The 12,883-nt window shown below is 62.0% G+C and carries 12 protein-coding genes; 5 read left to right on the forward strand and 7 right to left on the reverse strand.

Going from position 1 to position 12,883, the window contains the following annotated elements; all coding sequences use genetic code 11:
- Positions 1-153 precede the first annotated feature (153 nt).
- Positions 154-900: an SDR family oxidoreductase gene (locus LB571_RS08995; RefSeq protein ID WP_140615405.1), complete on the forward strand. Its 747-nt coding sequence runs from the start codon at positions 154-156 to the stop codon at positions 898-900.
- A gap of 19 nt (positions 901-919) precedes the next feature.
- Here the strand turns inward: LB571_RS08995 and LB571_RS09000 are convergent, their stop codons facing one another.
- The 4 genes from LB571_RS09000 to LB571_RS09015 form a co-directional block, all read right to left on the reverse strand.
- Complete coding sequence (locus tag LB571_RS09000) at positions 920-1,801, reverse strand: SH3 domain-containing protein (protein ID WP_015316302.1); 882 nt, start codon at positions 1,799-1,801, stop codon at positions 920-922.
- 373 nt (positions 1,802-2,174) lie between these two features.
- Entirely contained in the window at positions 2,175-3,461 is a 1,287-nt protein-coding gene (locus tag LB571_RS09005; RefSeq protein WP_224593802.1) for an NAD(P)/FAD-dependent oxidoreductase, read from the reverse strand.
- Positions 3,462-3,541: 80 nt separating this feature from the next.
- On the reverse strand, positions 3,542-3,907 hold the full coding sequence (locus tag LB571_RS09010) for a four helix bundle protein (protein ID WP_015316304.1): 366 nt from the start codon (positions 3,905-3,907) through the stop codon (positions 3,542-3,544).
- Positions 3,908-3,970: 63 nt separating this feature from the next.
- Entirely contained in the window at positions 3,971-5,407 is a 1,437-nt protein-coding gene (locus LB571_RS09015) for a glutamine synthetase family protein (RefSeq protein ID WP_015316305.1), read from the reverse strand.
- 148 nt (positions 5,408-5,555) lie between these two features.
- Between LB571_RS09015 and LB571_RS09020 the strand changes: the two genes are divergently transcribed.
- Positions 5,556-6,272: an HAD family hydrolase gene (locus LB571_RS09020; protein WP_224593805.1), complete on the forward strand. Its 717-nt coding sequence runs from the start codon at positions 5,556-5,558 to the stop codon at positions 6,270-6,272.
- Positions 6,273-6,342: 70 nt separating this feature from the next.
- Here LB571_RS09020 and LB571_RS09025 read toward each other — a convergent pair whose 3' ends face one another.
- The 3 genes from LB571_RS09025 to aceA all read right to left on the reverse strand — a co-directional run bounded on the left by LB571_RS09025 (position 6,343) and on the right by aceA (position 8,614).
- Positions 6,343-6,786, reverse strand: a complete 444-nt coding sequence (locus tag LB571_RS09025) for a response regulator (RefSeq protein ID WP_224593808.1) — start codon at positions 6,784-6,786, stop codon at positions 6,343-6,345.
- A 239-nt stretch (positions 6,787-7,025) separates the two neighbouring features.
- Positions 7,026-7,268: a hypothetical protein gene (locus LB571_RS09030; RefSeq protein WP_006202762.1), complete on the reverse strand. Its 243-nt coding sequence runs from the start codon at positions 7,266-7,268 to the stop codon at positions 7,026-7,028.
- Positions 7,269-7,324: 56 nt separating this feature from the next.
- The gene (gene aceA, locus LB571_RS09035) at positions 7,325-8,614 is read right to left on the reverse strand and encodes an isocitrate lyase (RefSeq protein WP_023772829.1); all 1,290 of its coding nucleotides are present in this window, start codon (positions 8,612-8,614) and stop codon (positions 7,325-7,327) included.
- A gap of 224 nt (positions 8,615-8,838) precedes the next feature.
- Here aceA and LB571_RS09040 point away from each other — a divergent pair, with 224 nt between their 5' ends.
- The 3 genes from LB571_RS09040 (at position 8,839) to LB571_RS09050 (ending at position 12,818) form a co-directional block, all read left to right on the forward strand.
- Positions 8,839-10,287: a short-chain fatty acyl-CoA regulator family protein gene (locus LB571_RS09040; protein WP_224593811.1), complete on the forward strand. Its 1,449-nt coding sequence runs from the start codon at positions 8,839-8,841 to the stop codon at positions 10,285-10,287.
- Between the two features lie 136 nt (positions 10,288-10,423).
- Complete coding sequence (locus LB571_RS09045; RefSeq protein ID WP_141906111.1) at positions 10,424-11,392, forward strand: DMT family transporter; 969 nt, start codon at positions 10,424-10,426, stop codon at positions 11,390-11,392.
- 328 nt (positions 11,393-11,720) lie between these two features.
- A complete protein-coding gene (locus tag LB571_RS09050) occupies positions 11,721-12,818 on the forward strand; it encodes a polyamine ABC transporter substrate-binding protein (RefSeq protein WP_023772832.1) in 1,098 nt (365 codons plus the stop codon).
- Positions 12,819-12,883 lie beyond the last annotated feature (65 nt).

Genomic DNA, 12,883 nt, shown 5'->3' on the forward strand with positions numbered 1-12,883 from the left:
AGACTCCGGAGGCTTTCGCAGTTGCAGCATAGAACGTGAATGTGACGAAAGCTAAGGGAGAAATCGGCGCGCCTTGCGGCATCGATTGCATCGGTCGCCAGCCCTTGTGCAAGCTGTGCAGTGATATCGAGGAAGTCCATGAGCGGGAAAAGCATGCGTCTGGAAAACAAGGTCGCCATCATCACCGGTGCGGCATCGGGCTTCGGCGAAGGCATGGCCAAGCGCTTCGTGGAAGAGGGCGCCAGGGTCGTTGTCGCCGATCTCAACGCCAAGGGTGCCAAACGCGTCGCCGATGAGATCGGCGAGGCGGCAATCTGGACGCAGACCGACGTTTCGTTGCGCTCCGAGTTCGACGAGATGGTCTATGCCGCCAAAAGCGCCTTCGGCCGTGTCGACATCATGGTCAACAATGCCGGGTTCACCCATCGCAATGGCGACATGCTCAAGGTCGACGAGGAAACCTTCGACCTGATCACATCAGTCAACATGAAGGCGATCTATCACGCCGCCCTTGCGGTTGTGCCGATCATGGAGCGGCAAGGCGGCGGTGTCATCTTGACCACGGCGTCTACCGCAGGATTGCGGCCGCGGCCCGGCCTCACCTGGTACAATGCCTCGAAGGGTTGGGCGATCACCGCCACCAAGTCGATGGCGGTGGAACTCGCGCCCAGGAACATTCGCGTCAACTGCCTTTGCCCGGTCGCCGGCGAGACCGGGATGCTTGAAAAATTCATGGGCGCCGACACGCCCGAGATCCGCGAGGCATTCCGCGCTTCGATCCCGCTCGGGAGGCTGTCGACCCCGCTCGATATCGCCAACGCGGCTCTATGGCTGGCCTCGGACGAGGCCGCTTTCATCACCGGGGTCGCGCTGGAGGTCGATGGCGGGCGCTGCATCTGAACGCGGCGATCGTCGGATATTACGTGCCGGGCTTGACGTAGCTCTTGTACACCCAGCCGTGCTTGCCGTTGTAGACGATCTCGCACCACTGCTTGCAGCCCATCAGTTGCACCGAGGTCCGGGCAGGGATCGTACCGATGGGGGTGGCCCCCTTCTTCGGAGCACTGCGCATGGTCACAGCCCTGAGAATACGGCCGTTGCCTGTCGCCGCCACCTTGCGCGGCTTCGCTTTGGCTGCGTTGTCCTCGCCTTGTGCATTCGCGGGTTTTTGGTCCGGTGCTTGCGGCTGCGTCTCCGGAATGGCGGCGGTCTGCGCGCCATCGGGATTGCTGCTATTGGCAGGCGGGCTCGGCGCGGCGACCTTGGCAAGCTCGTCGGTGGCATCGGTATCGGTAGACGATTGCGCGAATGCCGCCGCTGTTTTGTCAGGCGCCGGCTCGGGCTGCTTGGCTACCTGGCTGGGAGCCGCCGTTTGATCGGGATCAGTTGCCGCGGCAGCCTTCGGCTGCGCCCCTGTCCAGCGGGGATCATTGGCGGCAAGCGCTGGTATGTCCACCGCCGCCGCTGCCTTGGTCGGTGACACCTGGCTGGACTTGCGCTCCGCCTGCGGCGTCACGGCCGCCACCGTCACCGTCGTCCCCGAGGAGGGAACTTTCGTCGTCTTCACCGGAATGGTCGGAATGCTCTGCTCGGGACTGGCGGCTGCTTGCCTCTCGCCGGTCGGCAACGCCAGCCAGAGCGCCACTGCGGCAACGCCAAGCAGTGCCGCGGTGCCTATTGCCGCGATAACCAGGTGCGAGTTCGAACGGACTCCCTGCCAGAATGACGGGCGCATGTCATAGCCGAACTGCATGGCGAAGCGCCGACGTTCCGGAGCACCGAAACTGAAGGGCTCTCTCACTCTTGCCACCTCCATAAGCGGGCCGGTGTTCTTTCGATCAAATATCGCAAGTCACGCGTTCGATCAGCATCGGTCCCAAACGCGGGCGGGCCCGCAACAATCCCCGAACAATCGCCCAGATGCGGACCTTTCGCCCGCGATTGTGGCGTCAGTACGCCCTTACCAAGGATTCTGCGCTTTTGCCCGCAATTCCGCAATGTGTCGCCCGGGCAACAAATATTACATGGATATTACAATATTACATGAGTTCGTGATCGTAGGGATAGCGGCGATCCGATCGCGGCCTAAGCACGTCGTGTCGAAAAAGGCTCCACAACGCACTTGGATCTTGTTGTGCATGTCGTTCCTCCCAAAGGTCACTTTGCGCGACGCATTAGATCCTGTCCCGCAGCGCAAACCAGTTGAGCGCAAGGAAAAGCAGCGGCGCCCGGAACCGGCGGCCGCCAGGAAATGGCGGGATTTTCAGGTCCTCGATCAGCTTCAGCCGGTCGCGGTTGCCGGTGATGGTTTCGGCATAGAGCTTGCCGAAGAAGTTCGACAGCATGACGCCGTGACCGGAATAGCCGCCGGCCGAGATCACATTCGGCATCACTTCACGCACGAACGGCTTCCTCGGCACGGTGATGCCGACATAGCCGCCCCAGCCATGGGTGATCTGGACATCGCTGAGCGCCGGATAGAGCTCCGCGATCTGGCGGCGAATGTGGATGTGGATATCTTTGGGATCGTTGACGCCATAGACCTCGCGCCCGCCGAAAAGCAGCCGTCCATCCCTGGATTTGCGGAAATAACGCACGACGAAGCGGGAATCGTCGACCGATTCGCCCCCCGGCAACACGTTCGAATCCGACCCCAGCGGCACGGTCGCGCCGATGAAGGATCCGATCGGCATGATGTGCGCGGCACTCACCGGCTCGAGCGTGCCGCCATAGGCGTTGACCGCGATCAGGCATTTTTGCGCCGAGATCGTCCCTCTCGGCGTGGAGACCCTGACCTTGCCGCCTGCCGAGACGATGCCGGTCGATGGCGTCCCTTCGAACAAGTGGGCGCCAGCTTGTGCCGCCGCCCGCGCCGTGCCGATCACCAGCTTCATCGGATGGATATGGCCGGTGCCGGTGTCGCGCGTGCCGCCGAAATAAGCGCTCGAGCCCAGCCGATCCGCCGTCTCCTTCGCATCCATGAAGGAGATGTGCGGGTATGAGAAGCGGCCGGCCATGATTTCGGCATGCGCCTTGTAGTCGTCGACATAGCGCGGCTTGTGCGCGACCGAGAGCTGGCCCGGCATGTAGTCGATATCGATCTGGTTGATGGCGGCGAAGTCAAGCAGATGCGCTTTCGCCTCTTCGGCGAGATCGAACAGGGCCTTGGCGCGGGACAGACCGTATTCGGCCTCCAGGTCCTCGGCCCAGGCACGCTGCCCGGTGCCGAGCTGGCCGCCATTGCGCCCCGAAGCGCCGTCGCCAAAACGATATGCTTCGATCAGGACAACGCTGGTACCGGCCTTGGCCAAATGTGTCGCTGCCGACAGGCCGGTAAACCCGCCGCCGATAATAACGACGTCGCAGGTCCGATCACCGTCGAGCGTTGGATATTCGGGCCGCGGCCCAGCCGTGTCCTCATACCAGGACCGGCCGGGGGAAATGGGGGATTGGTAGTTCATGATGCTCACAGGGCAGTAGGGCAGTAGGGCAGTAGGGCAGTAGGGCAGTAGGGCAGTAGGGCAGTAGGGCAGTAGATAAACTACTCGGGTGACAATTTGCGGATTAGAAGCCGCAAGAGCGTTCCCACACTCTCGCTGCGGTTCATCAGCGGTTGGGCTATCTCATGCGAGGTGATGCCGACGCGTTGCGCGATCAGCAGATGGGTCTCCAATTCTTTGAGTGATCCTTGCGCAATCCTGAGAAATTGCTGATAGGAAGCCCGGCTTTCCCGTCCGTAACCCTCAGCTATGTTGGCGGGCACGGAGGTGGCTGCCCTACGTAGCTGAGCAGTCACGCCATAGAGTTCTTCTTTCGGCCAGGCTTTTGTCGCCTCGTAGACTGATACTGCTAGGTCCATGGCCTGCTGCCAGACGATCAGATCCCTGTACGATTCGATCTTCGCCATCGTCTGCCACCCCCCTTACTGCCTTACTGCCTTACTGCCTTACTGCCCTACTGCCTTACTCCCCTAAACATTCAGCAGCAGATATTCCCGCTCCCACGGACTGATCACTTCCATGAACGTTTCGAATTCCGCCCGCTTGATCGCCGCATAGGTGGCGGCGAAGGACTTGCCCAGCAGTGCGCAGAGTTCCTCGTCGCCTTCGAACAGGTCGACGGCTTCGAGCAGGCTGCGCGGCAGGTCGATCTCGTGCGCGTTGGCGGTGGTCAGCACGGGAGGCTCGGCCTTGATCTTCCTGGTGATGCCGATCAGCCCGCAGGCAAGCGAAGCCGCCAGCGCCAGATAGGGATTGGCATCGGAGGACGGGATGCGGTTTTCAACGCGCCGCGCCGCTGGATCGGAACGCGGCACGCGGAAAGCCGTGGTGCGGTTGTCGTAGCCCCATTTGTTGTTGACCGGGGCAGAGGCCGCCTGCGTCAGCCGCCGGTAGGAATTGACGTAGGGCGCGAACATAACCAGCGCATTCGGCACGTGCTTCTGCATGCCGCCGATGAAATGGAAGAAATCCTCGGTCTCCGAACCATCCTCGGCCGAAAAGATGTTCCTGCCCGTCTTCTTGTCGACGATCGACTGATGGATATGCATGGCGGAGCCCGGCTGGCCCTGAATCGGCTTGGCCATGAAGGTCGCGTAGATCTCATGCTTGAGCGCGGCTTCACGAATGGTGCGCTTGAACATGAACACCTGGTCGGCGAGCTCGATCGGGTCGCCGTGGCGCAGATTGATCTCGAGCTGGCCGGCGCCCTCTTCGTGGATGAGCGTGTCGATCTCCAGGCCCTGGCTTTCGGAGAAATGGTAGATGTCGTCGATCAGTTCGTCGAACTCGTTGACGCCGGCGATCGAATAGCCGGCGCCGCCGCCGATCGCGCGCCCCGAGCGGCCGACAGGCGGGGTCAGGGGATAGTCGGGGTCCGGATTCTTGCGCACGAGGTAGAACTCGATTTCGGGTGCCACGACCGGCTTCAGCCCAAGCTTGTCATAGGCCGCCAGCACGCGCTTCAGCACATTGCGCGGCGTGAACTCGACCGAGCGGCCGTCCTGGTGGACGAGGTCGCAGATGACAGCGGCCGTTGGGTCTTCCTCCCAGGGCACCACGGTCAATGTCGACAGGTCCGGCATCAGCTTGAGGTCGCCGTCGTCTTCCGGATAGTGAAAGCCGTTACCGTCCTCCGGATAGCCGCCGGAAATCGTCGTCATGAAGACCGCCGAAGGCAGCGCCAGTGAGGTGTTGGAAGTGAATTTCTTCGACGGCATCATCTTGCCGCGCGCCACGCCGGCCTGATCAGGCGTGATGCATTCGATATCCTCGATGCCGCGCCATTCCAGCCAATCGCTGACTTCCTTCCAGTTCTTCACACCTCGCAGGTTTTTCACGAAGGCAGGCGTGCGCGCCCGTCCTCCGCGGCTCGACGGACGGACTTCCTTTTTTGCAGGCGGCATCATTCACCAGATTGGGTTGCGGATTTTCAAGTATAGCCGTGCCGTGCGACCGAAGGGAAGGGGAGCCGCCGCGGGCATTTGCCGTTGCGGGTTGAAAACCGGTTGCCGGTCGGCATAGGTTTGGCGTCTTCCCGCAGTCGAGAAGCCGGCGATGAGATCCAGCAACGAACTGACCACGATCGGCTTCGACGCCGACGACACGCTTTGGCAGAACGAACGGTTCTTCCGCATGACGGAAAAGCGCTTTGCCGCCATGCTGGCCGATCATGGCGAGGGGGAGCAGATCTCGGCTCGACTGTTGGAAGCCGAGAGGCGCAATCTCGCGATCTACGGTTTCGGCATCAAGGGATTTACGCTCTCGATGATCGAGACGGCGATAGAGGTCACCGACGGGCGCGTGCCGGCTTCCGTCATATCGGAGATTCTCGACGCCGGCCGCGAGATGCTGGGCCATCCGATCGAGCCCTTGCCGCATGCACGCGAGACGGTCGAGAAGCTCGCCGGCACCTTCCGCCTCGTGCTGATCACCAAGGGCGATCTGTTCGATCAGGAGCGCAAGCTGGCTGGCTCCGGGCTGGGCGAGTTGTTCGACGCCGTCGAGATCATCAGCGACAAGACCGCCGCGACCTATGCGCGCCTTTTCAACCGCCATGGCGATGGCCCGGCAAGGAGCATGATGGTCGGCAATTCGCTGAAGTCGGACGTGGTGCCCGCCATCGAGGCCGGCGGCTGGGGTGTCCATGTGCCGCACGAATTGACCTGGGTGCTCGAACATGTCGAGGCGCCGGTCGCCGAGCCGCGTTTCCGCCAGATATCGGATCTCAGCCAATTGCCCGCGCTTGTCGAAAGCATCAGGAACAGAGTTTGATCGTAGACCTCCGACTGCTTTTTTCGCGCAATTCTGGATGGAAAAACGGTTTTCGCCTTTTGGAATCGTTTTAGCGGCCGGTCAGGCGATCGATGACCGGTTGCAGCCGTTCGGGCGTGATCGGCTTGGCCACCACCGCGTCGACAACATGCGCCAGGCCCAGGCTCTCGGGCGTGCCATTCTTGGTTGAAAGCAGGATCACGGGAGGAAGTGCCTTGCCCGCGGCTCGCCGCAACGTGTCGATACTGGACATCAGCGTGTCGCAGTCTTTGTTGTCGGGGCCACCATCGAGGACAACCGCCCCGGGGATAAGCGAACGTAAGGTCTTCACCGCCATTTCAGGCGATTCCGAGATTGGTTTGAGCCCGGAACGCTCGACGATTTTAGACACCACGACGCGATTGATCGGCGACTTCCCGACAACAAGCACCCGCGAAGGATCTCGGATCGTCTCAATGTTTGAACCCCGGGTCACCCGATTCAGATGTTTTGTACTCTTCCCCTCGTCACTCACTAGGCACCCAGGTCGGCCAAGAATCTTGCCCCTATTTCAATGCAGAGTTGAATCTGCGGACAATTGGCGTGAGATCGCACCCTATGTCAAGTTGAAATAAAAGACTTCTGAAACCGTCTCCCACACAGTGGATTCAAGCAACAGTACTGTACTGCCCTGTCCATAGCTTGGTTGCGTGAAAATAAAATTCACCTACGCATACGCGGCGCGGGCAAATGGCCGGTTGTAGCGCTTCCGGGTCAGCCATGGCTTTGTTGTGTAACGATGACCGGGATCAGCAGGTCGCCCCAATTGCCGTCGCCGCCATGGTGCCTCGCGGAGCGCACGAGCTCCACCGAGACGCCCGCCTCGACCGCCTTCATCACCGATTGGTTGAGCCTGTGCAGGTCGTTGGCCAGCATGCGGATTGTCGCCTGCTGGTCGACGCTCATCGTGGTCGATTGCTCTTCGGCCCGTTCCTTGACGCGGCTTATCGATGCCATTGGTCTTCTCCTGTGTCTGAGGCCCTGTTGGGCGTTTCCTCTGTATTTCCTGGTCGCTATTCCGCGGCCGGCTTGAACTGCGCGTGCTCGGTCGATTCATGCATGGCCGTGGTCGACGACCGGCCGCCGGTGATCGCCATAGAGACCGCGTCGAAATAGCCGGTGCCGACCTCGCGCTGGTGCTTGGTCGCGGTATAGCCATTGGCTTCCGCCGCGAATTCCGCTTCCTGCAACTCGGAATAGGCCGCCATCTGCCGCGCCTTGTAGCCGCGGGCGAGTTCGAACATGCCGTAGTTGAGCTGGTGGAAGCCGGCCAGCGTGATGAATTGGAACTTGTAGCCCATGGCGCCCAGTTCCCTCTGGAACTTGGCGATCGTGGCGTCGTCGAGATTCTTCTTCCAGTTGAACGACGGCGAGCAATTGTAGGCGAGCAGCTTGCCTGGATGGTGCCTGCGCACCCCCTCGGCGAATTTCTTGGCCTGCGCCAGGTCGGGCTTCGAGGTCTCGCACCAGATCAGGTCGGCGTGCGGCGCATAGGCAATGGCCCGCGCGATGCAAGGCTCGATGCCGTTCCGGACCTGGTAGAAGCCTTCCACCGTGCGGCCGGCATCATAGTCGACGAAGGGCTGGTCGCGCTCATCGATATCGGAGGTCAGCAGCTTTGCAGCTTCCGCGTCCGTGCGTGCCACGACCAAGGTGGGCGTGGCCATCACGTCGGCCGCGAGCCGCGCCGCGTTGAGGTTGCGGATATGCGCCGCGGTCGGGATCAGCACCTTGCCGCCGAGATGGCCGCACTTCTTCTCCGACGCCAACTGGTCCTCGTAATGGACGCCAGCGGCACCGGCCTCGATGAACGCCTTCATGATCTCGAAGGCGTTGAGCGGACCGCCGAAGCCGGCTTCCGCGTCGGCAACGATCGGCGCGAACCAGGTCTCGACAGAAAGCCCCTTGCCTTCGGAGGTTTCGATCTGGTCGGCGCGCTGCAGCGTGCGGTTGATGCGCTTGACCAGTTCGGGCGCCGCATTGGCCGGATAGAGCGACTGGTCCGGATACATCGCCGAGGCGGTGTTTGCGTCGGCAGCGACCTGCCAGCCCGACAGGTAGATCGCCTTCAGCCCGGCGCGCACCTGCTGCATCGCCTGGTTGCCGGACATGGCGCCGAGCGCGTTGACGAAGTCCTCCTCGTGGATAAGCTTCCACAGCCGGTTGGCGCCCATTTCGGCAAGGCTCTGACGAATCTGCACCGAACCGCGCAGCCGCTTCACGTCCTCCGGCGAATAGGGACGTTCAATGCCGTCGAAGCGACCTTCAGGCGCCGAGGGGACGAGGTTGTAAAAATCAGTCATTGGTCACTCCGAAGATTTCTGCACAGCCAATTCTCGGGCGGCTTCTATGTGACTGAATTTACATTTTGGCGCCGCATGAGCTAGAAAAATCAGCAGAACCGAGTGGATATAACGGAAAATCTGTGTTGTGTTTGACAGCAAGGCACTGTAAATTTGTCAATCCTGTAAAGCGAAGAGAGGCGGGATGCAGCGGGCGGCGTGTAAACTCCTGTCAAGAATTGGCGATGGCTGACCAGAAGATTTTCGCTGGGCCGCGCATCCGCCGCATCCGTGGCGCCAAGGGCCTGACCCAGACGGCGATGGCCGAGGGGCTCGGCATCTCGCCGTCCTACCTCAACCTGATCGAGCGCAACCAGCGGCCGCTGACGGTGCAATTGATCCTGAAGCTCGCCTCCGTCTACAAAGTCGATCCGCATGAGCTTCAGGGCGAGGCAAGGGGATCGGTCGCTGCCCTCAAGGAGGTGTTCACCGATCCGCTGCTGGTCGGCGAACTGCCGGGAGACCAGGAATTGATCGAGTTTGCCGAGGCGGCGCCCAACGCCTCCGCCGCGGTGATAAAACTGTTCCGCGCCTATCGCGAGCAAGCCGAGCGGCTGTCCGATCTCAACGAGCTTCTGGCCCGCGAGGGCCGGGCGACCGCCCTCTCTGGCGCCCGCCTGCCGATCGACGAGGTGCGCGAGATTTTCGAGCGGCGACCTAACCATTTCGCCTCGCTCGAGGAAGAGGCCGAGGCGTTCACGTCGGTGCTCGATCCCGGCGACGACCTGTTTGGCGCCTTGAAGGCATGGCTGAAGCGCGAATACGGCATCGTGATCAAGGTTCTGCCGGTCGCCACCATGCCGAACTGGCGCCGCCGCTACGACCGCCACTCGCAGCGCCTGTTTCTGTCCGAGCGTCTGTCGCCGTTCGACCAGTTGCGTGAAGTCGCGATGGAGGCCTGCCTGATCCGCATGTCGGTTGCGATCGCCGGTGAGATCCAGGCACTGAGGCTGACCACGGACGAGGCGCGCCGCCTTGCCCGCTTCGAACTCGGCCGCTACGCCGCCCATGCGCTGATGATGCCCTATCTGCCCTTTCACGCGGCGGCCGTTCGCTCACGCTACGACATTGATGTCCTGCGCTCGCGCTTCGGCGTTTCCTTCGAGCAGGCGGCAAACCGGCTGACCATGCTGCAGCGGCCAGTTGCTTCCGGCGTGCCCTTCTTCATGCTGGAGATCGACAATGCGGGAAACCGCTTCCGCAAGGCCGGCAGCCAGGGCTTTCCGCAAAGCCGCTTCGGCGGGGGCTGTGCCAAGCTTCCCGTGCATGTCGCCTTCACTCAGCCGGGCCAGATATTCGTCGAGGCGGTGGAAATGCCCGACGGCGCCGAGTTCCTGTGCATCGCCCGCACACTGGAGGGGCCGCAAGGCGCGTTCTCCGAACGACCCCGCCGCACGGCACTGCTGCTCGGCTGCGACATCGGCTTTCGCGACGACATCGTCTATGGCACGGTGCTGCCTGGCGCGGCGACCGGCGCGAAGATGGGGGCGGGCACCGTCGCGGCGACGCCTGTCGGCCCCGCCTGCCGGCTTTGCGAGCGCGCCGGCTGCCTGGCGCGCGCCGAGCCGCCGGTGACGCGACCGCTCGGCCTCGACGAGATGGTCACCGGCTTGAGTGCCTTCGACTTCCAGTAACGGCGCAGCAACGGTGCCACAATCGTCGCCGGTCTCTGGATCACTCGCGCCCAAAGTCTTTGCGTTACGCGAACACGGCAGTTTTTTGTCGTCTCTTGCGCATCGTCCCGTCAACAAAAGCTCGACAGTCGCGCCCATGACAGACACAGCATCATCGGACCTTGTTGCGTCGACCGGCCTCGCTACGTCGACAGTCTCGCCGCGCGGGGAACGCGTCGGCATGCTCCTGGTGTTCCTGTCGGCACTGATGTGGAGTTTCGGCGGCACCATCGCCCGGTTCATCACGGTCGGCGACAGCTGGACCGTGATATTCTGGCGCTCCGCGTGGGCTGCCGTCTTCCTGCTTTGCTTCATGGTCTGGCGTGACGGCTGGCGCGGCATGCTGAAATCATTCCGCGACATGGGCCTGCCAGGCATTGCGGTGGGGTTCTGCTTCGCCATTGCGTCGACCTCGTTCGTGGTGGCGCTTGCCTATACGACCGTCGCCAATATTCTTTTGATGCAAGCCGGCGTGCCGCTTCTGGCGGCCCTGTTTGCCTGGGCGCTGTTCCGCGAAAAGGTAACCGTCGCGACCTGGATGGCGATCGTCGCCGTCCTCGCCGGCGTCGCCATCATGGTGTCTGAATCTGTTGACGGCGCCGTCTCGCCCATAGGCGATGGACTGGCGCTGCTGATCGCGTTCATGTTCTCGATCGCCACCGTCATCACCCGGCGCTTCTCCAGCGTGCGCATGACGCCGGCGACCTGTCTCGGCACGATCCTGGCGGCGGGCTTCGCTGCCTCGCAGGCCTCGACCTTCGCGGTGTCGGCCGGCGACATGGGCTTTCTCCTCGTCTTCGGCGTGGTCAATCTCGGCCTTGGTCTTGCTTTCTTCGCCACTGGCGCGCGCTTGATCCCGGCGGCTATCGCGGCACTGCTCGGCACGTTCGAGCCGATCCTGGGGCCGATATGGGTCTGGCTCATCCATTCCGAGGTGCCGTCCGGGCGCACCATCGTCGGCGGCGCGGTGGTGGTCACGGCGCTGCTTGTCCATATCGGGCTCGAATTCAAGCGTCAGGCGCGGCCGCAGCGGGCTGGGGTCACCGGGGTGCCTTCGCCTAATTGATGCGGGCGCCGAAGCTTTGCCCATTGACAATGTCGCTGCCACCCGGGCAGGCTGGGAACACGGCAACAACAAGACAGGCGTATCTTGCCAAGTCTCCCCGGCGGCCCGATCGAGACCGGACCACATTCTAGTATCTCTGACCGCACGGCGGCGAAAGCTTCTGACGGCATCGCAATTCCTTCCCGCCCCGACCGTGCGGGCGGCCGTCGGCGGCGTGCCGAATGGCGGCCGTCGACCTCTGGAAAGCTCAACAGTCTAAAGCAAATGCCCGGCCGCGCGAGCATGTCGCGACGCGCCGGCAATGGAACACTCACCAAAGGAGAATAGCATGATCCGCAAAGCACTCTGGCTTTCGGCAACCTCGGTATTTCTGGCGCTTTTGACGCCCGCCGGTCACGCCGCGGACCGCGTCGTCAACGTCTTCAACTGGTCAGATTACATCGACAGTTCAATCATCGATGATTTCACCAAGAAAACTGGCATCAAGGTCGTTTACGATACGTTCGATTCCAACGAGATCCTCGAAACCAAGCTGCTCGCCGGCGGCAGCGGCTACGACGTCGTCGTGCCGAGCGGGAATTTCCTGGCCCGCCAGATCCAGGCCGGTGTGTTCCAGAAACTCGACAAGTCGAAGCTGCCGAACCTCTCCAACATGTGGGACACGGTTACGGAGCGCACCGCCAAATACGATCCCGGCAACGAATACTCGGTCAATTACATGTGGGGCACGGTCGGCATCGGCTACAACACCAAGAAAGTGCAGGCAGCGCTCGGCACCGACAAGATCGACAGCTGGGATACCTTCTTCAACCCCGATAGCCTGGCCAAATTGAAGGATTGCGGCGTCTATGTGCTGGATTCTCCATCCGACATCCTGCCGGCGGCGCTGAAGTACCTCGGTCTGGACCCCAACAGCACCTCGCCCGACGACATCGCCAAGGCCGAGGAAGCTCTTCTCAAGGTCCGTCCCTATATCAGGAAGTTCCACTCGTCCGAATACATCAACGCACTTGCCAATGGCGATATCTGCCTGGCGGTCGGCTGGTCGGGTGACGTGTTCCAGGCTCGCAACCGCGCGGTCGAGGCCAAGCAAGGCGTGGAAATCGGCTATTCCGTGCCGAAGGAAGGCGCCCAGATGTGGTTCGATCAGATGGCGATCCCCGCCGACGCGCCGCACGTTGCCGAGGCGCTTGAATTTATCAACTACATGATGACGCCGGAAGTGATCGCCAAGTCGTCGAACTATGTCCTTTATGCCAACGGCAACAAGGCATCGCAGCAATTCGTGGACAAGGCGCTGCTCGACGATCCGTCGGTCTATCCGGACGCCGCGACCTTGCAGAAGCTCTATACCACCCAGCCTTACGATCCCAAGACCCAGCGCATCGTCACGCGCAGCTGGACCAAGATCGTCACCGGCCAGTAGGCAATCCGGCGCGACCCCGGCAGCCAACTGCCGGGGTCGATTTCTTTTGGGGAATAAAAAAGCAC

Source organism: Mesorhizobium sp. BR1-1-4, from assembly GCF_020165375.1.
Taxonomy (GTDB): Bacteria; Pseudomonadota; Alphaproteobacteria; order Rhizobiales; family Rhizobiaceae; genus Mesorhizobium; species Mesorhizobium australicum.

Excerpts from the sequence above, each read along its gene's own strand:
- LB571_RS08995 (WP_140615405.1), top strand. The coding sequence starts at position 154 with ATGCGTCTGGAAAACAAGGTCGCCATCATCACCGGTGCGGCATCGGGC.
- LB571_RS09005 (WP_224593802.1), bottom strand. The coding sequence starts at position 3,461 with ATGAACTACCAATCCCCCATTTCCCCCGGCCGGTCCTGGTATGAGGAC.
- LB571_RS09010 (WP_015316304.1), bottom strand. The coding sequence starts at position 3,907 with ATGGCGAAGATCGAATCGTACAGGGATCTGATCGTCTGGCAGCAGGCC.
- LB571_RS09015 (WP_015316305.1), bottom strand. The coding sequence starts at position 5,407 with ATGATGCCGCCTGCAAAAAAGGAAGTCCGTCCGTCGAGCCGCGGAGGA.
- LB571_RS09020 (WP_224593805.1), top strand. The coding sequence starts at position 5,556 with ATGAGATCCAGCAACGAACTGACCACGATCGGCTTCGACGCCGACGAC.
- LB571_RS09030 (WP_006202762.1), bottom strand. The coding sequence starts at position 7,268 with ATGGCATCGATAAGCCGCGTCAAGGAACGGGCCGAAGAGCAATCGACC.
- aceA (WP_023772829.1), bottom strand. The coding sequence starts at position 8,614 with ATGACTGATTTTTACAACCTCGTCCCCTCGGCGCCTGAAGGTCGCTTC.
- LB571_RS09040 (WP_224593811.1), top strand. The coding sequence starts at position 8,839 with ATGGCTGACCAGAAGATTTTCGCTGGGCCGCGCATCCGCCGCATCCGT.
- LB571_RS09045 (WP_141906111.1), top strand. The coding sequence starts at position 10,424 with ATGACAGACACAGCATCATCGGACCTTGTTGCGTCGACCGGCCTCGCT.
- LB571_RS09050 (WP_023772832.1), top strand. The coding sequence starts at position 11,721 with ATGATCCGCAAAGCACTCTGGCTTTCGGCAACCTCGGTATTTCTGGCG.